16 protein-coding genes and 1 riboswitch are annotated in these 18,967 nt (G+C 73.9%); of the genes, 9 read left to right on the top strand and 7 right to left on the bottom strand.

Annotated elements, in window-relative coordinates; genetic code table 11:
* The first annotated feature begins 1 nt into the window (after position 1).
* The gene (locus OG251_RS20765) at positions 2 to 586 is read left to right on the top strand and encodes a phage tail protein (protein WP_266804383.1); all 585 of its coding nucleotides are present in this window, start codon (positions 2 to 4) and stop codon (positions 584 to 586) included.
* Between the two features lie 485 nt (positions 587 to 1,071).
* Positions 1,072 to 1,800 (top strand): NADase-type glycan-binding domain-containing protein, encoded by a 729-nt coding sequence (locus tag OG251_RS20770; RefSeq protein ID WP_326678591.1) that lies wholly within the window; start codon positions 1,072 to 1,074, stop codon positions 1,798 to 1,800.
* Positions 1,801 to 1,836: 36 nt separating this feature from the next.
* On the opposite strand, the gene OG251_RS20775 is transcribed toward OG251_RS20770, so the two are convergent.
* Both OG251_RS20775 and OG251_RS20780 read right to left on the bottom strand, forming a co-directional pair.
* Positions 1,837 to 3,078 carry an RNA polymerase sigma factor gene (locus OG251_RS20775; RefSeq protein WP_326678592.1) on the bottom strand — a complete coding sequence of 414 codons (1,242 nt, stop codon included), beginning with the start codon at positions 3,076 to 3,078 and terminating at the stop codon, positions 1,837 to 1,839.
* 25 nt (positions 3,079 to 3,103) lie between these two features.
* Positions 3,104 to 3,508: a YciI family protein gene (locus OG251_RS20780; protein ID WP_326678593.1), complete on the bottom strand. Its 405-nt coding sequence runs from the start codon at positions 3,506 to 3,508 to the stop codon at positions 3,104 to 3,106.
* Between the two features lie 168 nt (positions 3,509 to 3,676).
* On the opposite strand from OG251_RS20780, the gene OG251_RS20785 reads away from it, so the two are divergent.
* From OG251_RS20785 to cobM, 3 genes are all read left to right on the top strand, one after another.
* Positions 3,677 to 4,366, top strand: a complete 690-nt coding sequence (locus tag OG251_RS20785) for a TetR/AcrR family transcriptional regulator (RefSeq protein ID WP_326678594.1) — start codon at positions 3,677 to 3,679, stop codon at positions 4,364 to 4,366.
* Between the two features lie 207 nt (positions 4,367 to 4,573).
* Positions 4,574 to 5,833, top strand: coding sequence for a precorrin-6y C5,15-methyltransferase (decarboxylating) subunit CbiE (gene cbiE / locus OG251_RS20790; protein WP_326678595.1), 1,260 nt, complete (start codon positions 4,574 to 4,576; stop codon positions 5,831 to 5,833).
* Positions 5,830 to 6,579 (top strand): precorrin-4 C(11)-methyltransferase, encoded by a 750-nt coding sequence (cobM, locus tag OG251_RS20795; RefSeq protein WP_326678596.1) that lies wholly within the window; start codon positions 5,830 to 5,832, stop codon positions 6,577 to 6,579. The genes cbiE and cobM overlap by 4 nt, the downstream gene beginning before the upstream one ends.
* A 110-nt stretch (positions 6,580 to 6,689) precedes the next feature.
* Here cobM and OG251_RS20800 read toward each other — a convergent pair whose 3' ends face one another.
* Positions 6,690 to 7,241 carry an NUDIX hydrolase gene (locus OG251_RS20800; RefSeq protein WP_326678597.1) on the bottom strand — a complete coding sequence of 184 codons (552 nt, stop codon included), beginning with the start codon at positions 7,239 to 7,241 and terminating at the stop codon, positions 6,690 to 6,692.
* Between the two features lie 194 nt (positions 7,242 to 7,435).
* Here OG251_RS20800 and OG251_RS20805 point away from each other — a divergent pair, with 194 nt between their 5' ends.
* Both OG251_RS20805 and OG251_RS20810 read left to right on the top strand, forming a co-directional pair.
* The gene (locus OG251_RS20805; protein ID WP_326678598.1) at positions 7,436 to 7,801 is read left to right on the top strand and encodes a hypothetical protein; all 366 of its coding nucleotides are present in this window, start codon (positions 7,436 to 7,438) and stop codon (positions 7,799 to 7,801) included.
* A gap of 218 nt (positions 7,802 to 8,019) precedes the next feature.
* Positions 8,020 to 9,258 (top strand): hypothetical protein, encoded by a 1,239-nt coding sequence (locus tag OG251_RS20810; RefSeq protein ID WP_326678599.1) that lies wholly within the window; start codon positions 8,020 to 8,022, stop codon positions 9,256 to 9,258.
* A gap of 6 nt (positions 9,259 to 9,264) precedes the next feature.
* Here the strand turns inward: OG251_RS20810 and OG251_RS20815 are convergent, their stop codons facing one another.
* Complete coding sequence (locus tag OG251_RS20815) at positions 9,265 to 10,395, bottom strand: cobalt-precorrin-5B (C(1))-methyltransferase (RefSeq protein WP_326681336.1); 1,131 nt, start codon at positions 10,393 to 10,395, stop codon at positions 9,265 to 9,267.
* A gap of 35 nt (positions 10,396 to 10,430) precedes the next feature.
* Between OG251_RS20815 and OG251_RS20820 the strand changes: the two genes are divergently transcribed.
* On the top strand, positions 10,431 to 11,183 hold the full coding sequence (locus OG251_RS20820) for a cobalt-precorrin-6A reductase (RefSeq protein ID WP_326678600.1): 753 nt from the start codon (positions 10,431 to 10,433) through the stop codon (positions 11,181 to 11,183).
* An 11-nt stretch (positions 11,184 to 11,194) separates the two neighbouring features.
* On the opposite strand, the gene OG251_RS20825 is transcribed toward OG251_RS20820, so the two are convergent.
* From OG251_RS20825 to cobG, 3 genes are all read right to left on the bottom strand, one after another.
* Positions 11,195 to 12,727: a precorrin-2 C(20)-methyltransferase gene (locus OG251_RS20825; protein WP_326681338.1), complete on the bottom strand. Its 1,533-nt coding sequence runs from the start codon at positions 12,725 to 12,727 to the stop codon at positions 11,195 to 11,197.
* Positions 12,728 to 12,786: 59 nt separating this feature from the next.
* A complete protein-coding gene (locus OG251_RS20830; RefSeq protein ID WP_266804349.1) occupies positions 12,787 to 13,413 on the bottom strand; it encodes a precorrin-8X methylmutase in 627 nt (208 codons plus the stop codon).
* A gap of 99 nt (positions 13,414 to 13,512) precedes the next feature.
* Positions 13,513 to 14,808, bottom strand: coding sequence for a precorrin-3B synthase (gene cobG / locus OG251_RS20835; RefSeq protein WP_326678601.1), 1,296 nt, complete (start codon positions 14,806 to 14,808; stop codon positions 13,513 to 13,515).
* Between the two features lie 354 nt (positions 14,809 to 15,162).
* A riboswitch (cobalamin riboswitch) is annotated at positions 15,163 to 15,241 on the top strand.
* 93 nt (positions 15,242 to 15,334) lie between these two features.
* Between cobG and cobN the strand changes: the two genes are divergently transcribed.
* Positions 15,335 to 18,940, top strand: a complete 3,606-nt coding sequence (gene cobN, locus OG251_RS20840; RefSeq protein ID WP_326678602.1) for a cobaltochelatase subunit CobN — start codon at positions 15,335 to 15,337, stop codon at positions 18,938 to 18,940.
* Positions 18,941 to 18,967 lie beyond the last annotated feature (27 nt).

The following is an 18,967-nucleotide window of genomic DNA, read 5'->3' on the forward strand; positions in this document are numbered from 1 at the left end:
GATGCGTACCGGCGTCCCCGGTCTCCCGACCCCGCACCCGCTGATCGAGCAACTGCCGGCCGTCTACCTGGAGCAGGACTTCCTCCAGCGCTTCCTCGCCGCGCTGGACGACGTGCTCGCCCCGGTCCTGCTCACCATCGACAACCTGCCCGCCCACCTCGACCCCCGCAGCGCCCCCGACGACTTTCTCGCCTGGCTCGCCCAGTGGGTGGCCGTGGAGCCGTACGAGGACAGCGCCCCGGACCGCCAACGGGCCGCGGTACGGGGGGCGGTGGCCCGGCACGCCCGGCGCGGGACGTCGGGCGGTCTGGCCGAGGCGGTACGGCTGGAGACCGGTGCGGAACCGGAGATCGTCGAGAGCGGCGGTACGGCGTGGTCGACCCGGCCGCTCACCCCGCTGCCGGGCCAGGCCCGCCCGTGGGTGACGATCCGGGTCCGTGAGCCGGAAGCGGGGCGGGGGCGGCGGATCGACCGGGTGCGGCTGGAGGAGCTGATCGGTACAGAGGTTCCGGCGCACGTCGGGTTCACGCTGGAGATCCTGCCGCCGGCCGGGAGCCCGGCGGCTTCGGGGGGTGGTGCGGAGTGATCTGTGAGGCATGCGGTCACCGGAACGCGCCGGGGCGGGAGTTCTGCGCGTCCTGCGAGGCATTCCTGGCCTGGGAGCCGGCGGAGGGGAGCGCGGCCCCGGCACCTGTTCCGCCGGTCGCGCCAGCGCCCGCGCCGGGGGTGCAGGCGCGAGCGGCGGTTCCGCCTGTCCCGCCGGTCGTTGCGTCTGCGCCTTCTGCGCCTTCTGCGCCTTCTGCTCCGCCGGTTCCGCCGGTGGCACCCGCGCCCGCCCACGTACCTCCTCCCGCTACTCCGCCCGCCCACGTACCCCCTCCTGCGCCTCCGCCCGCCTTCGCGCCACCCCCACCGGCCCCACCCCCCACACAACCCCCACCGGTCACCGCCGCACCCCGGCGTCCCGGGGAGGAGGTGGGCGGTCCCGCTCCGGGCCCCGATGCCTGGCCGGACCGGGGGCCGAGGCCGCCCGCCCCCGGGACACCGGGGCCGGTCACTGCCGGAGCGCCGGTGATCTGCCCCAACTGCCGTACGGAGAACGCGCCGGGGCGCACGCTCTGTATCCGCTGCGCGCTGCTCCTCGACCCCGGCCCGCCCCCCGACGTCCGCCCGCCGTGGTGGCGCAGGATCTTCCGCCGCGGCCCCCGGCAGGCCCATGTCGCGGGGGCGAGGCCCAAGCGCGGATGGCGGCGGCCGAGATTCGGGCTGCCGGTCGTGCTGCTTCTGCTGGCGGTCGGGATCTGGTTCGCGCTTCCGCACCTGTCCGGCCTGTTCGGCTTCGCGAAGGAGGAGACGGGGACTCCCGAGTCGGTGCCGCCCTCGGTGTTCCGCGCGTCCAGCGCGGTGTCCGGCCACCCGGCGGGCGCGGCCTTCGACGGGTTCAACAACCGCTATTGGGCACCGAAAGAGGCCGGGGAAGGCGCCGGGGAGTACCTGGAGTGCGAGTTCGCGCAGCCGGTAGGGGTGCGGAAGATCGTCGTCTTCTCCGGGACCTCGGGGCGGAAGGACGAATTCCTCACCCAGGCCCGCCCGGCGCGGATCACCGTCGTACTGACGGCGAAGGACGGCAAGGAGACCAGCCGGACGATCCGGCTGCGCGACCAGGCGGGTCAGCAGACCTTCGACGTACGCGGCACGGAGACCGTACGGGCCCGGCTCACGGTCGACTCGGCGTACGGCACCGGGGAGGGCCGCCGGGTCGCCGTGGCGGAGGTCGAGTTCTTCGGCCGGAGGCCGTAGCGGCACGGGCCGAACGGCCCGGTACCCGCGAGGGATTCACGGAGACGGGGTCAGCGCGTCCGCCCGCCTCCGCAGGTAGTGGGCCTCGGGTTCGCTGAGGGTGCGGTCGGCCGCCGAGCGGTAGGCGGCGCGCGCCGCTTCCGCGTCCCCGGCCCGCTCCAGCAGATGGCCCCGTACGGCATCGAGCCGATGGTGACCGGCCAACGGGCCCTCCAGCAGGGCGACTTCCGCCAGGCCGGCCCGTGGGCCGTGCACCATCGCCACGGCGACCGCCCGTCCCAGTGCGGCCATCGGGTCGGGTGTGCGGTGCACGAGGATGTCGTACAGGGCGAGGATCTGCGGCCAGTCGGTGTCGTCGGAGTGCTCCGCCTCGTCGTGCAGGGCCGCGACGGCGGCCTGGAGCTGGTAGTCCCCGGCGGGCCCCTGGGACAGCGCCTCCTCGGCGAGGGCGACTCCTTCCGCGATCGCGGAACGGTCCCAGAGGGTGCGGTCCTGTTCGTCGAGCGGGATCAGTTCGCCGTGCGCGCCGGTGCGGGCCGGGCTGCGGGCCTCGGTGAGCAGCATGAGTGCCAGCAGCCCGGTCACCCGGCCTTCCCGCGGCAGGAGGCGGCGGACGGAACGGGCCAGCCGGACGGCCTCGCGGGCGAGGTCCGCGCGGTGCAGAGCGGGGCCGGAGGAGGCCGTGTAGCCCTCGTTGAAGATCAGGTAGAGCACCTGGAGCACGGCGGCCAGCCGTTCGTCGCGGTCCTCGGGCCCCGGCTGCCGGAACGGTGTCCCGCGCACCTTGTGCTTGGCCCGGCTGATCCGCTGGGCCATGGTCGCCTCGGGCACCAGATGGGCGCGGGCGATCTCGGCGGTGGTCAGACCGCCGACCGCGCGCAGGGTGAGCGCGATCTGCGCGGCGGGGGTGAGCGCGGGGTGGCAGCACAGGAAGAGCAGGGTGAGGGTGTCGTCCTCGGAAGGTGCTCGGCCCTCCCCGGGCGGCGGTGCGGTGAAGGCGTCCCTCGGGGTGAGCGCCGCCGCCGTCTCCTCGCGCCGCCGCCGGGCCGAGTCGGCGCGCAGCCGGTCGGTCAGCCGCCGGGACGCGATCCTGATGAGCCAGCCGCGCGGGTTGTCCGGCAGTCCTTGTTCCGGCCACTGCCGTGCCGCGGCGAGGAGGGCCTCCTGCACCGCGTCCTCGGCCGCGTCGAAGTGTCCGTACCGCCGTACGAGCGCGCCGAGGACCTGTGGCGCGTGCAGGCGCAACAGGTCCTCGATCCGGTCTTCGTCATGGTTCACACGTGGCCTCCGGCCTTCGGCGCAGTCAGCTCCCGCCCTGGATGGGGCGGATGACCACCGGGTACTCGGGCGCGCCCGCGGGCTGCGGGCAGCGCGCGATGCGGGCCGCGATCTCGGTGACCCTCTCCAGGCTCTCGCAGTCGAGCACCCAGTACCCGGCGAGCAGTTCCTTGGTCTCCCCGTACGGCCCGTCCGAGATGACCGGCCGGCCGTCGTCGCCCGCGCTCACGAACCGGGTCTGCGCGGGTTCGGCGAGACCGTTGGCGTCCACGAGCTCACCGGACTCGGCGAGGTCGTTGTTGATGCCCTCCATGAAGGAGAACATCGCCTGCATGTCCTTCTCGCTCCAGGTCACGCTGTTCGCGGAGCCCTTGCCGGACATCGTGTCGTAGTCGGCCTGGGTGCCCTGGACCATCACCAGATACTTCATGAGTTCGCTCCTCGGTTCCTGTGACCGCCCCGGGTGGGCGGCTTTCACAGGGGACGTCGGAGCCGGGGGCGGTTCCTCGACACCACGCGCAGAACTTTTCCGTCATCACCCGCCCTGCCCCGTACGGGGAGGTGCCGCCGGGACGGCGGGTGCCGGAGAATCGACCGTATGAGCGTCAAGGAAACCCCGGCTCCGCTTCCGGGGCGGCTTCCGGTCCGGGCCCCGGCCGAAGGCTCCGTCCAGGGCCCGCCCATGGGGCTGCGCGAGCGCAAGAAGCTCCGGACCCGGCGGACCATCCGGAGCGAGGCGTACCGCCTGTTCGCCGAGCAGGGTTACGAGGCGACCACCGTCGACCAGATCGCCGACGCGGCCGAGGTCTCCCCGAGCACGCTCTTCCGCTACTTCCCGGCCAAGGAGGACATCGTCCTGGCCGACGACCAGGGGCACGACCACGACCACGGTCAGGTCCTCGCGCTCGCCCGGTCACTCCGGTCCCGCGTGGCCGGGGGCGAACCGGTCGTGGACGCCGTCCGGCACGCGCTGACCGACTCGCTGGCCGGGCTGTCGGCCACCGACCGGGCGGAGCTGCTGTTCCGTACCCGGCTCGGCCTCACCGACCCCGCCATACGGGCCCGCAGGCTGGACGAGCAGCAGCGCGGCCAGGACGTCGTCGCGGAACTGATCGCCGAACGCAACGGGCGCGCGCCGGGCGACCTGGAGGCGAGCTGCGCCGCCGCGGCGGTCGTCGCGGTGTTCACGGCCGTCGTGCGGCACTGGGCGGAGGGCGGCGGGACGGCGGACCTGGCGGCCCTGTACGACCGGCACCTGGGGCTGCTCGCGGAGGGACTGCGGCTGTGAACCGTGCCCGCCTTGCGGGGCGGCGGCTGTGAACCGTGCCTTTTCGGGGCGGTGGCTGTGAACCGTGTCCTTTCGGGGCGGTGGGCACCTGGCCGGGGGCGGGATGCGGGGCGGTGGCCACCTGGCCGGGGGCGGGATGCGGCCGTTCAGTAGAGTTTCGGCTGCGTCTCCCGCCCCCTCCCCCGCCCGAACACCGAGGTCCCGGCCGTGTCTGCTGCCCCCAAGCCCGCCCTCCCCGTGTCCGTCGTGGGGATCGGCGCCGACGGGTGGGCGGGCCTGTCCGGCACGGCGCGCGACACGCTCCGGCACGCCGAGGTCCTGATCGGCGGTGAGCGCCAGCTGGAGCTGCTCCCGCCCTCGTGCACCGGACGGCGCGTGTCCTGGCCGTCCCCGCTGCGCCCCGCCGTCCCCCGTCTCCTCGCCGCGCACCGGGGCAGCGCCATCGCCGTACTGGCCAGCGGGGACCCGATGTTCTACGGCATCGGCCGGGCCCTCACCGAGGAGCTGGGGGCCGGGGCGCTGCACGTCGTGCCGCACCCGTCGTCGGTGTCGTACGCCTGCGCCCGACTCGGGTGGCCGGTGGAGGACACCGAGGTCGTCACGCTCGTGGGCCGTCCCGCCGCCCGGCTGGCCGCCGCGCTGTACGAGGGGCGCCGCCTGCTGGTCCTGAGCGCCGACGCGGCCACGCCCGCCGCGGTCGCCGCCCTGCTGCGCGAGCACGGCTTCGGCCCGAGCCGGCTGCGGGTGCTCGAACAGCTCGGCGCCGAGGGCGAGGCCCACGTCGACGGCACGGCGGAGACCTGGGCACACCCGCCGGGCGACCCGCTGAACGTCATCGCGGTCGAGTGCCGGAGCGCCCCGGACACGCTGCGCCTCGGCGCCGTACCGGGCCTGCCCGACGAGGCGTACGACCACGACGGACAGCTCACCAAACGCCACGTACGGGCCGCCACGCTCGGCACGCTCGCGCCCGCGCCCGGCGAACTCCTCTGGGACATCGGCGGCGGCTCCGGCTCGATCGCCGTCGAGTGGATGCGGGCCCATGCGTCGTGCCGGGCGATCACGGTGGAACGCGACCCGGTACGGGCGGCGCGCATCGCCCGCAACGCGGACCGGCTCGGGGTCCCCGCCCTGCGCGTGGTCACCGGCCGGGCACCGGAGGCACTGGCCGGGCTGCCCGCGCCCGACGCGGTGTTCATCGGCGGCGGCCTGACCGTGCCGGGCCTCCTCGACGCCTGCTGGGACGCGCTGCCCGCCGGGGGCCGACTGGTCGCCAACACGGTCACGCTGGAGTCCGAGGCGCTGCTCGCGGCTCGGTACCGGGAGCACGGCGGCGAGCTGGTACGGCTCGCGGTGGCCCACGCGGTACCGGTCGGCGGCTTCACCGGCTGGCGCCAGGCGATGCCCGTAACGCAGTGGTCGTGCCGCAAAACCTCAGCCTCAGCAGACACAGGAGACACCCCATGACCGTGTACTTCATCGGCGCAGGACCCGGCGCGGCCGACCTGATCACGGTGCGCGGCGCGCGGCTGCTCGCCGCCAGCCCGGTCTGCCTGTACGCGGGCAGCCTGGTCCCGGTCGAGCTGCTGGCCGAGTGCCCGCAGGGGGCGCGGCTGGTCGACACGGCGAACCTCGACATCGAGCAGATCACGGCGGAGCTCGTACGGGCCCACGCGGAGGGCCACGACGTGGCCCGGCTGCACTCCGGCGACCCGTCGGTCTTCAGCGCGGTCAACGAGCAGATGCGACGGCTCGACGAGGCGGACGTGCCGTACGAGGTGGTGCCCGGGGTGCCCGCGTTCGCCGCGGCGGCGGCCGCGCTGAAGCGGGAGCTGACCGTGCCGACCGTCGGACAGACCGTGATCCTCACACGGGTCGCCCAGCGCGCGACCGCGATGCCCGAGGGCGAGGACCTGGCGACCCTGGGCCGCAGCGGCGCCCTGATCGTGCTGCACCTGGCCGCGGCGTACGTGGACCGGGTGGTGGCGGAACTGCTCCCGCACTACGGCGCGGACTGCCCGGCCGCGGTGGTGGCCATGGCGTCCCGGCCCGACGAGATCGTCCTGCGGGGCTCGCTGGACTCGATCGCGGAGCAGGTGAAGGCGGCCGGAGTGGTCCGGACCGCAGTGATCATGGTGGGCCGCACGCTGGGGGCGGAGCAGTTCCGCGACAGCCACCTGTACTCCCCGGAGCGCGACCGCCACGTGTGCTGAGAGCCGTGCCCGGGGGCGTGCCCCGGCACACTCCCCGGTCCTGCTCGTGAAGCCGACCGGCACCCTGCACCGCGCCTTGGGACGTGGCGCAGGGGCGGCCGGATCGGGCGTCAGCGCAGGGCTTGGGCGACGCGCTGCCGGAGGGTCGGGTCGCCGATGGCCCCGGCGTCGCGCCATGCGGCGCCGGTCACCTCTTCGGTCTGGAGCCGACCGACGTCGGCCGTGGTGCGGAAGAGGAAGCGGAAGTCGATGTGCTGGTGGTCGGGTTCACCCTTGGCGTCGTTGGCGGGGATGGGGTGGACGTCGATGTGAACGGGCCGGTGGTCCACTGTGGTGACCGCGTCGGCGGGAATACCGGTCTCCTCGGTGAGCTCCCGCAGGGCCGCGTCCAGCAGTGTGTGGTCCGTGCTCTCCAGATGGCCGCCGGGCAGGAGCCACTTGTCCAGGGCGAGGTGGCGGACGTGAAGGATGCGCCCGTCCGGTCCGGAGAGGATCGCACCGGCGGTCGCATGGCCGCGGAACTCGTTGCGGAGGGTGAGGTCGGCGCCGGAGTCCAGGAGGTCCAGGACCGGTGCGAGGCCGGGCTTCTCCTCGGGGTGTTCGTCGAGGTAGGCGGTCAGGGTGGTACGGAGATGGGCTTCACTGACGGGCAAATCGATCACCTGTTGAAGTAGGAGCAGGTCGTCGCGTACGGCAATGAGGCGATCAGTCTGGCCCGCGCCTCGGGATCCGGTTACGTCGTACGTAGACTCCGTGGCCTGTGCGACGAGTTCGGTCCCTTGAGCCGTGACCACCGTGTGGCGGAGCTGGGGGCGGAGATCGCCGCGCTGAGCACGCCGTGACGAGAGGGGATGGCATGTCGCAGACCGAGGGTGCGCGACTGTTCCGGGAGACCTGGATCGCGGGAGTTCACCGGCACTTCCCCGGTGAACCGAAGGCCGGTTACGTCACCCCGTGGGACGACACCCCGCAGTGGGAGCGCGAAGCCGCAGGGGCGGTCTACGAACAGGTGGCCCAGTTCGTCGAGATCAGCGACGCACATACCTCCCGGCTGTCCCGCGAGCAGCGAGGCCGGTTCGTCGCGACCTGCTGGACGGCCCAGATGTTCAAGCACTTCGACGACCCGAAGCCGGGCTACGTGGCCGACTGGCCCGACCTGCCCGCCTGGCAGCGTGAGACCGACGCCGACATCTTCGACGCCATCGAGAAAGCGCTGAGCTGACTGGAAGGCGCGTCGCGCGGTGCGGTGCGGCCGTGGGGAATCAGTAAATGTCCGGCAGAAGCGGGGCGTTGAGCGGATTGTCCGCAGCGTGCTCCCGGCTGCGGTACCGTAATCGTGTCATCACGCTCTGTGTGTACGTGTGCATGGGGCGGCCCCCGGGGGTGTTAGAGCACCGGTCCGGAGGCCTTCACCCACGAGTGGTCTAGAGGTCCACCGGGATGCTTTGGCATGCTATCGCGCCGGTTCGGCGCTACACGAAGGCTTCGCACGACGTCGTGCGCCATCCGCGTCTGTGCAGCGACGCGAAGGTCCTCCTCCTGTACGTCCAGGGGCTTCCCGAGGATCAGAACCACCTCCCGCTCTCCGAGCACGCGCGGAAACTGGGCATCAAGGGACGGGCGTTCCAGCGGGCCAAGGAACAACTGGTCAGCCACGGATTCGTGCATGAGCGGCGGGTCTCCGGGGAGCAGGGGCGCTGGCTCACCCATCAGCTCTGCTCCAACGTGCCGCTCTCCGGCGGCGATGCCCTCGCCGTGTGGCGGGAAGCGGGCGTCGACAGCGGTGCGCCTCCGAGTACGCACTCTCCGACGGTCGGCCGACCGACCCCTCGGACGGTCGGTCGCCAACTACCGGTAGACGAAGAACGGGAGAAGAGCACATCCCACCCACCCACCGAAGCGGCCGACACGGAAAGCGATGGCCAGGTCTCACCGCCCGAAGAGCCCGAAGCGCGCGAAGTCGCGGAGGCTGAAGCGCTCCAAGCGGCTGAAGCGCCCGAAGTCGCTGAGGCCGAAGCGGTGTTGCTGTCCTTGCGGCATTCCCATCGTGACCTGCATCTCGGCGTCTCCGAGGCGCGTGCGCTCGTCGCGCACGCGGTGGAGTGGCTGCGGCGCGGGATCTCCGGCGGTGAGCTCCGGCGCGTACTGACCAGCGATCTGCCACCGGGCGGGGTCCGTTCCGCCGGGGGGTTCCTGCGGCACCGGCTGGTGCAGAAGATGCCCGAGGGGAAGCGGCGCGGTCCTGTCGCCCCGGTGGGGGCGGGGCGCCCCGCCGGGGTCTCGCCCTCGGCGGGTCACGGGTGTCCCGTTGAGGTCCCGTCCTCGGCGGCGGACGGATGTCCGGCTGAGGTCTCGCCCTCGGCGAAGGCGGTCCGTCCCGACGTCTCGCCCTCCCGGCCCGTCGTTCCCCGGTACGTCCCCCCGCTCGTCACCTGCGAAGGACCTGGGCCCGAGCACGTCTTCCGGGCCATGGCGGGCGAGACCGAGTGCCCGGAGTGCCAGCAGGCCGCGGCCTGGGCGCACTGGGCCGCCAGGAGGGCCGCCGACCTCGGCGTCGACCTCGCGGGCGACGCGGCGGCTGCCGTGGACGCCGGGCAGGGGCCGGGAGGGTGGCGGGCGCGGCTCGCCGCTGCCGCGTCCGGTGGACATGGTGGACACGGCGGACCCGGTGTCCGGTAGCGGGCCCTACGTCCGGCCCACCACCACCCCCGCGCGGTCGATGCAGATCACGTCGACCTCGACCGGCGCGCCCCGCAGCACCGCCAGGGCCTCGTCGCGGGCGCGGGACGCCACCAGGTCGCCGAGCGGGACGCCCGCCGCCTCGCACAGGCGCAGTGCCGCCAGGCCCGTGTTGGCGACGGCGATCTCCGCCGCCAGGGCCTCGTCCGCGCCGCCGTGCCGGGCCAGATCGGCGAGGAACCCCTTGTCGACCTGGGAGCGGGCGGAGTGCAGGTCCAGATGGCCGGCCGCGAGCTTCGACAGTTTGGCGAACCCTCCGCAGATCGTGAGCCGGGCCACCGGATGACGGCGTACGTACTTCAGTACCGCACCCGCGAAGTCCCCCATGTCGAGCAGGGCGATCTCCGGCAGCCCGTACTCGGCCACCACGGTCTTCTCCGAGGTCGAGCCGGTACAGCCCGCCACATGGGTGTGCCCGGCGGCACGCGCCACGTCGACCCCGCGCCGGATCGAGTCGATCCAGGCCGAGCAGGAGTAGGGCACCACGATGCCGGTCGTGCCCAGGATGGAGAGGCCGCCCAGGATGCCGAGCCGCCCGTTCCACGTGGAACGGGCGATCTCCTCGCCGTGGTCCACGGAGACCGTGATCTCCACGTCCCCCGTACCGCCGTGCTCCGCGGCCACCCGGGCGACGTGCTCCCGCATCAGCTGCCGGGGCACCGGGTTCACCGCGGGCTCCCCGACCGCCAGCGGCAGGCCGGGCAGGGTGACCGTGCCCACGCCGGGCCCCGCGCGGAACACCACCCCGGACCCCGGCGGCAGCTTCCGTACCGTGGCCCGTACCAGCGCCCCGTGCGTCACGTCCGGGTCGTCGCCCGCGTCCTTGACCACCCCGGCCATGGCCCGCTCCGGCGTGGCCGACAGCTCCTCCACCGCCAGCGCGAACGCGGGCGTCTGCCCCTTGGGCAGGGTGATGGTCACCGGGTCGGGGAACTCGCCGGTCAGCAGGGCCGTGTACGCGGCCGTCGTCGCCGCCGTCGCGCAGGCCCCGGTGGTCCACCCCGGCCGCAGACCGGTGTGCTTGAGTTGAGCGCTGCGCCCGCCCTGCGGCTCGCTGCCCCGCGCCTCGCCGTTCATGGGGGCCTCACTGCTCATGGAGATGGACCGTTCCGATGCATGTACTCGTTCTCGGCGGTACGACGGAGGCCCGCCGCCTCGCCGAGTCCCTGGTGGAGAACGAGGACACCGGCGGGGACGTACGGGTGACCAGTTCGCTCGCCGGGCGTGTGGCCGGGCCGAGGCTCCCGCCGGGCGAGGTCCGCATCGGTGGCTTCGGCGGTACCGACGGGCTCGCCGCGTGGCTGCGGGAGCACCAGGTGGACGCGCTCATCGACGCCACCCATCCTTTCGCCGGGACGATCAGTTTCCACGCGGCCGCGGCGGCCGCCATGGCCCATGTTCCCCTGCTGGCGCTGCGCCGGCCGGGCTGGGTGCCCGGCGACGGCGACCGGTGGCACCCGGCCGGGTCACTGGAGGAGGCGGCGGAACTGCTGCCCGCGCTGGGCGAGCGGGTGTTCCTCACGACCGGCCGGATGGGGCTCGCGGCCTTCGCCGGGCTGGACGCGCTGTGGTTCCTGATGCGTTCGGTGGACGCGCCCGAAGGGCCCTGCCCGGCCCGGATGGAGGTGCTGCTCGACCGGGGCCCGTTCACCCTGGACGGGGAACGGGAGCTGATCCGCCGCCACCGCGTCGACGTCCTCGTCACCAAGGACAGCGGCGGCGACGCGACCGCCCCGAAGCTGACCGCCGCCCGCGAGGCCGGGATTCCGGTCGTCGTCGTCCGGCGGCCACCCGTCCCCGAGGGGGTCCCGGTGGCCGCCACTCCGGAGGAGGCCGCGTCCTGGCTGCGTGGCGTGGCGGCCTGACCGGCCGGCCCTCACGCCTCCGGATACCGCCGCGGCGTCCAGACGATCTGCTGTCCTTCGCGGCCCCGCCGCACCCACCGCGTCTGCGACGAGCCCACGATCAGGAGGGTCCGCATGTCGACGTCGGCCGGGTCGAGATCGGCGAGCCGCACCGTACGCACGCTCTCCGCCGGCCCGCCCACGTCCCGGCCGAGCACCACGGGGGTGTCCGGCGAGCGGTGTTCGAGCAGCAGGTCGCGGGCCTTGCCGACCTGCCAGGTCCGGCTCTTCGAACCGGGGTTGTACAGGGCCAGCACCAGGTCCGCCGTCGCCGCCGCGCGCAACCGCTCCGCGATGACCTCCCACGGCTTGAGCCGGTCGGACAGCGAGATCGTGGCGTAGTCGTGGCCGAGCGGAGCGCCCGCGCGGGCGGCTGCCGCGTTGGCCGCGGTCACCCCCGGCAGGACCCGTACCGCGATGTCCGCGTAGGCGTCCTGCGATGCCACCTCCAGCACCGCCGTCGCCATCGCGAAGACCCCCGGGTCGCCGCCCGACACCACCGCCACCCGCCGCCCGCGCCGGGCCAGGTCGAGGGCGAACTCGGCGCGTTCGGACTCGACCTTGTTGTCGGAGCCGTGGCGTGCCTGGCCGGGCCGTACCGGCACCCGGTCCAGATACGTCGTGTACCCGACCACGTCGTCGGCGGCGGCCAGTGCCCCGCGCGTCTCGGGCGTCAGCCACAGTGGTCCGGCCGGGCCGGTTCCGACCACGACCACCTCACCGGAGTCCGGCGCGCGCTCGGGGCGCGGCGCGTCGATCCGGCTCGGCAGCACGGCGACCGCGAAGTACGGGACCGAACCGGCCTCGACGTCCGCCAGGTCGCCGGTGCGCTCCCCGGACATCGTGGCGCGCTCCACGTAACGGGCCTCGGGCAGCCGCCCCGACGCCTCGAACGCACGGCGCACCGCCGGGAACGTACGGCCCAGCTTCATCACCACCGCGGAGTCCGTGGCCGCCAGACGGGCCGTCAGCTCCTCCTCGGGCAGCGTGCCGGGCAGGATCGTCAGGATCTCCTCGCCCTCGACGAGCGGGGTGCCGAGCCGGGCGGCCGCCGCGCTGACGGAGGTGACGCCGGGGATGACCTCGGTGACGTACCGGTCCGCGAGCCGCTTGTGCATGTGCATGTACGAGCCGTAGAACAGTGGGTCGCCCTCGGCGAGCACGGCGACGGTGCGCCCGGCGTCCAGGTGCACCGCGAGCCGGGCCGCGGCCTCGGCGTAGAACTCCTCCAGCGCGCCCCGGTAGCCGCCCGGGTGGTCCGTGGTCTCCGTCGTGACGGGGTAGACCAGCGCCTCCTCGATGTGGTCGGGGCGCAGGTGCCCGGCCGCGATGGACCGCGCGATGGACCGGCCGTGCCGGGCGCTGTGGTACGCGACGACATCGGCCTCACCGATGATCTGCACGGCCCGTACGGTCATCAGGGCCGGGTCGCCTGGACCCAGCCCCACGCCGTAGAGCCTGCCTGTCCCGGTCCCGCCGGCCGTGCCCGCGTCGGACCCGTGCACTCCGGCTGCTCCGGACCCGTCCACCTTGCCCGCTCCGGCCTCGTTCACGCTGTCGCTCACTACTCTTCCTCGCTGGCGATCGCGTTGATCGCGGCCGCGGCTATCGCGCTGCCGCCGCGACGGCCGCGCACGATCAGGTGCTCCAGGCCCGACGGGTGGGCGGCCAGGGCCTCCTTCGACTCGGCGGCCCCGATGAAGCCGACCGGGACGCCGATGACGGCGGCGGGACGCGGGGCACCCTCCTCGATCATCTCCAGCAGCCGGAAGAGCGCGGTGGGCGCGTTGCCGACGGCGACGACGGCGCCTTCCATCCGGTCGCGCCACAGCTCCAGGGCGGCGGCGCTGCGCGTGGTGCCCATCTTCGCGGCGAGCTCCGGCACCGACGGGTCGGACAGGGTGCACACCACGTCGTTGCCGGCCGGGAGCCGCTTGCGGGTGACCCCGCTGGCGACCATGGCCACGTCGCACAGGATGGGAGCGCCGGAGCGCAGCGCCGTACGGGCGTGGGCCACGGCGTCCGGGGAGAAAGCGAGATCGCGTACGAGGTCGACCATGCCGCAGGCGTGGATCATCCGGACGGCGACCTGGCTCACATCGGCGGGCAGCCCGGCCAGATCCGCCTCCGCGCGGATGGTGGCGAAGGACTGGCGGTAGATCGCCGGTCCGTCCTTCTCGTACTGATGCACAGTGCTGTCGCTTTCTTCTTCATCCGCGGAAAGGGATACGGATAGGGATACGGGAACAGGTACAGCTGCCGAATGACGGTGCGTGCGGGCCGGCACGGTTCAGGCGCGGGCCGCGGCGACCGCGGCGGCGAGCGCGGCCGGATCGTCCCGGACCGTCACCGGAGCCTCGCGCCCGTCCCCCCGCACATGGGAGATCCGGTGCCCGTCGCCAGTGGCCACCACGTCGATCCACTCCCCGTGCGGATGGCCGCACCGGCGTTCGCACCCGGACCAGTACACAGGTAGCCGGCCGAGCGGTCCGACGGCGGCCCCCGCCTCGGCCCGCACATCGGCGAGCGACTTCGCGCAGCCCGGGTGCCCGATACAGGCGCCCACACCGGTCCAGGGGGAGTCGGGCCCGGTGATCAGCCCGGCGCCGGCGAGCGTACGGAGCGCCTCGGCGGCATCCGCTTCGGCGAGCCCGGGGAGGACGACCCCGCGCCACGGGGTGAGCCGCAGTTCGCCGGAGCCGCGCCGCGCGACCTCGGTGAGCAACCGCCACTGTGCGGGGGCGAGCCGGCCGAGCGGCACCCCGGCACAGAGCGCGGTGAGCCCGTGCGGTCCGGTCACGGGGCCCGGGGCCGGGGGGTGTGCGGCGGGCGGGCGGGCACGGTGGACGGCCGGGCCCACCGGGCCGACCCGCCGCGCGACCTCACCCGGCAGCGCGGCGCGGGCGCCGTCGGGCAGGTCCTTCACCCGCCAGGCACCGGACTCGCGGGCCGGGCCGAGGAACGCCTCGGCGGCGAGGAGCGCGGCGCGGGGGGCGTCGGCGGCGGGCACCCGGAACACGGCGTCGTCGCTCCCGACCCGCAGCAGCGCGCTCCCGCCGTCCGCGATCAGGGTCACATCGGCGCCGAGGGCGTCCACATCGCCGCGGCCGTCGTCCAGGGCGAACAGGAAGCGGCCCGAGAGCCCCGTCGCGTGCTCGCTCCCGCAGAGCGCCGCGTCCAGCCCGGTCAGCCAGGAACGGATGTCCGGGAGCCCGCGGCCGTCGAGTCCGGAGAGCGGCGAGGCGACGATGTTGCGCACCCGCTCGTGCGCGTCGGAGGGCAACAGCCCGGCGCGGCCCAGCGAACCGGCCAGCTCGGCTCCGCAGCCCGGACCGAGTCCGCGCAGTTGGACGTTGCCCCGTGAGGTGAGATGCAGCTCACCGTCCCCGAACCGCCCGGCCGCCGCCAGAAGGGCCTCGGCCTGAGCGGTGGTCAGCACTCCGCCGGGCAGCCGGACCCGCGCCAGCGCACCGTCGTCCGCCCGGTGCAGCCTCAGGGTTCCCGGGCAGGCGTCGCCACCGCTCGGGACGGGGAGGGCGCCCGTGGATCGGGGCGAGGGGGCGGAATCGGACATGGCGGCGAGCATACCGACCGCCCACCGCCGACTCCCTGTGACGTACGACTCCGCGCCCGCCCCCCGGCCCACCGGTGTTGCGTCCCGCCCCGCGCTTCCTGCCGACCGGTGTTCCGTTCCGTGCCGCGCTCCCTGCCCACCGGCGTTCCGCATCCGCGCCCGCACCCCTGCCCACCGGCTGAGGGGAGCCCCGCCCCGCACCCCTGCCGTCCCGCCCCGCACCCCTGCCCACCGGCTGAGGGGAGCCCCGCCCCGCACCCCTGCCCACCGGCCTTCCGCACCCGCGCCCATTCACCGCCGCACCCCACCCGCTTAGGATGCAGAACGGCGGCCCGTTCGGTCCGCCATCGCCAGACGGCGACAGGGGAGGAAGCCCGGTGAGAATCCGGCGCGGTCCCGCCACTGTGAGCCCGGCCGACACCCCGGCCGGGCGAGTCAGGAACTCCCTTCCCCGCAGTGCTCGACCCCGTTCGAGCAGGGGAACCCGATTCCGACACCGCCCGGGGCGTGGACACCCCGAGGAAGGCCAAGACGCAGCATGATTCTGCTCCTGTCGACGTCCGACACCGACCTTCTGAGCGCCCGCGCCTCCGACGGCCCGGTCAGCTACCGCTACGCCAACCCCTCCCGGCTCCCGCTGGACGGCCTTCCGCAGCTCCTGGACGGCGTGGACCTCGTCGTCGTACGTCTCCTCGGCGGCGTACGCGCCTGGCAGGAGGGACTCGACCAGCTGCTGGCCACCGGCCGCCCGGTCGTGGTCCTGACCGGCGAGCAGGCCCCGGACGCCCAGCTGATGGCCGCCTCCACCGTCCCCATCGGCATCGCCGCCGAGGCGCACGCCTACCTGGCGCACGGCGGCCCCGCCAACCTCGACCAGCTGGCCCGGTTCCTGTCCGACACCGTGCTGCTCACCGGCCACGGCTTCGAGCCGCCCGCCCCGGCCCCCGCGTGGGGCCCGCTGGAGCGGACCGCCCGGCAGGTCCCCGCGTCCGCGCCCACCGTCGCGGTGCTCTACTACCGCGCCCACCACATGAGCGGGAACACCGCGTTCGTCGAGGCCCTGTGCACGGCCGTGGAGGACGCGGGCGCCCGGCCCCTCCCGCTGTACGTGGCCTCGCTGCGTACCCCCGAGCCCGAGCTGATCGACGAACTCCGCGCCGCCGACGTCATCGTGACGACCGTTCTCGCGGCGGGCGGCACCCGTCCCGCCGAGGCGTCCGCGGGCGGCGACGACGAGTCCTGGGACGCGGGCGCGCTGACCGGTCTCGACGTCCCCGTCCTCCAGGCGCTCTGCCTCACCAGTGCCCGTGCCGCCTGGGAGGAGAACGACGAGGGCGTCTCCCCGCTGGACGCCGCCACCCAGATCGCGGTGCCGGAGTTCGACGGCCGCCTGATCACCGTGCCGTTCTCCTTCAAGGAGATCGACGAGGACGGGCTGCCCGCGTACGTCGCCGACCCCGAACGTGCCGCCCGGGTCGCCGGAATCGCCGTACGGCACGCCAGGCTCCGCCACATCCCGAACGCGGAGAAGCGGATCGCGCTCGTGCTGTCCGCGTACCCGACCAAGCACTCCCGGATCGGCAACGCCGTCGGCCTCGACACCCCGGCCAGCGCCGTCGCCCTGCTGCGCCGGCTCCGCGCCGAGGGCTACGACTTCGGCCCCGAGGACGCGATCCCCGGCCTCGTCTCCGGCGACGGCGACGAACTGATCTACGCGCTGATCGACGCGGGCGGTCACGACCAGGACTGGCTCACCGAGGAGCAGCTGGCCCGCAACCCGGTCCGCATCCCGGCGGCCGACTACCGCCGCTGGTTCGCCACGCTCCCCGCCGATCTGCGCGGGGCCGTCGAGCAGCACTGGGGCCCGGCGCCCGGCGAGATGTTCGTGGACCGGTCCGCCAACCCCGAGGGCGACATCGTGCTCGCGGCCCTGCGCCGCGGCAACCTGCTCATCCTCATCCAGCCGCCGCGCGGCTTCGGCGAGAACCCGATCGCGATCTACCACGATCCCGATCTGCCGCCCTCGCACCACTACTTGGCCGCGTACCGCTGGATCGCGGCGTCCGCCGAGGACAACGGGTTCGGCGCCGACGCGATGATCCACCTCGGCAAGCACGGCAACCTGGAGTGGCTGCCCGGCAAGAACGCGGGCCTGTCCGCGTCCTGCGGCCCGGACGCGGCCCTGGGCGATGTCCCGCTCGTCTACCCGTTCCTGGTCAACGACCCGGGCGAGGGTACGCAGGCCAAGCGCCGCGTCCACGCCACCCTGGTCGACCACCTCGTACCGCCGATGGCCCGTGCGGACAGCTACGGCGACATCGCACGGCTGGAACAGCTGCTCGACGAGCACGCCCAGATCGCCGCGATGGACCCGGCGAAGCTCCCGGCGATCCGCGCCCAGATCTGGACCCTGATCCAGGCGGCGAAGCTCGACCACGACCTGGGGCTGGAGGACCGCCCCGAGGACGAGGGCTTCGACGACTTCATCATGCATCTCGACGGCTGGCTCTGTGAGATCAAGGACGTCCAGATCCGCGACGGTCTGCACGTCCTGGGCACCGCACCCGCCGGTCAGGACCGCGTCAACCTGGTCCTGGCGATCCTGCGCGCCCGCCAGATCTGGGGCGGTACGGCGTCCCTGCCCGGCCTGCGCGAGGCGCTCGGTCTCGACGAGTCCGCCGCCACCCGCACCGCCGCCGACGAGATCGAGGAGCAGGCCCGCGCCCTGGTCCAGGCGATGGAGGACGCGGACTGGGACCCGGCCGCCGTCGCGACCGTGGCCGCCGGACACCCGCGGGCCGTCGCCGACATCCTCGACTTCGCCGCCCATGAGGTCGTACCGCGCCTCGCCGCCACGACCGACGAACTCGCCCACGCCGTCCACGCGCTGAACGGCGGCTTCGTCCCGGCGGGTCCGTCCGGTTCCCCGCTGCGCGGCCTGGTCAACGTGCTGCCGACCGGCCGCAACTTCTACTCCGTCGACCCGAAGGCCGTCCCCTCCAAGCTCGCCTGGGAGACCGGTCAGGCGCTCGCCGACTCGCTCCTGGAGCGCTACCGCACCGACAACGGCGAATGGCCCACCTCGGTCGGCCTGTCCCTGTGGGGCACGAGCGCGATGCGCACGGCGGGCGACGACATCGCGGAGGCGTTCGCGCTGCTCGGTGTCCGCCCCGTCTGGGACGACGCCTCGCGCCGTGTGACAGGTCTGGAGGCGATCCCGTACGAGGAACTGGGCCGCCCCCGCATCGATGTCACGCTGCGCATCTCCGGCTTCTTCCGCGACGCGTTCCCGCACACCATCGGTCTGCTGGACGACGCCGTACGGCTCGCCGCCTCGCTCGACGAGCCGGCCGAGCAGAACTACGTACGCGCCCACACGCAGGCGGACCTGGCCGAGCACGGCGACGAACGCCGCGCCACCACCCGTATCTTCGGCTCCCGGCCCGGTACGTACGGCGCCGGTCTGCTCCAGCTCATCGACTCCCGCGACTGGCGCACGGACGCCGACCTCGCGGAGGTCTACACGGTGTGGGGCGGTTACGCCTACGGGCGCGAGCTCGACGGGCGGCCCGCCCGTGAGGAGATGGAGACCGCGTACAAGCGGATCGAGGTCGCCGCGAAGAACACCGACACCCGCGAGCACGACATCGCGGACTCGGACGACTACTTCCAGTACCACGGCGGCATGGTCGCCACCGTGCGCGCGCTGAAGGGCACCGCCCCGGCCGCGTACATCGGCGACTCCACCCGCCCGGAGACGGTCCGCACCCGCACCCTGGTCGAGGAGACGTCCCGCGTCTTCCGCGCCCGCGTCGTGAACCCCAAGTGGATCGAGGCGATGCGCCGCCACGGCTACAAGGGCGCCTTCGAACTGGCCGCGACCGTCGATTACCTCTTCGGGTACGACGCGACGACGGGCGTGGTCGCCGACTGGATGTACGACAAGCTCACCGAGACGTACGTCCTGGACCCGACGAACCGCGAGTTCCTCCAGCAGGCCAACCCGTGGGCCCTGCACGGCATCGCGGAACGCCTCCTGGAGGCCGAGTCGCGCGGGATGTGGGCCAAGCCCGACCCGGCGGTGCTCGAAGCGCTGCGCCAGGTCTTCCTGGAGACGGAAGGCAACCTGGAGGGCGAGGACTGATCCGGAGTCGGCCGGGCCGGGAGATTC

Source organism: Streptomyces sp. NBC_01237 (genome assembly GCF_035917275.1).
Classification (GTDB): Bacteria; Actinomycetota; Actinomycetes; order Streptomycetales; family Streptomycetaceae; genus Streptomyces.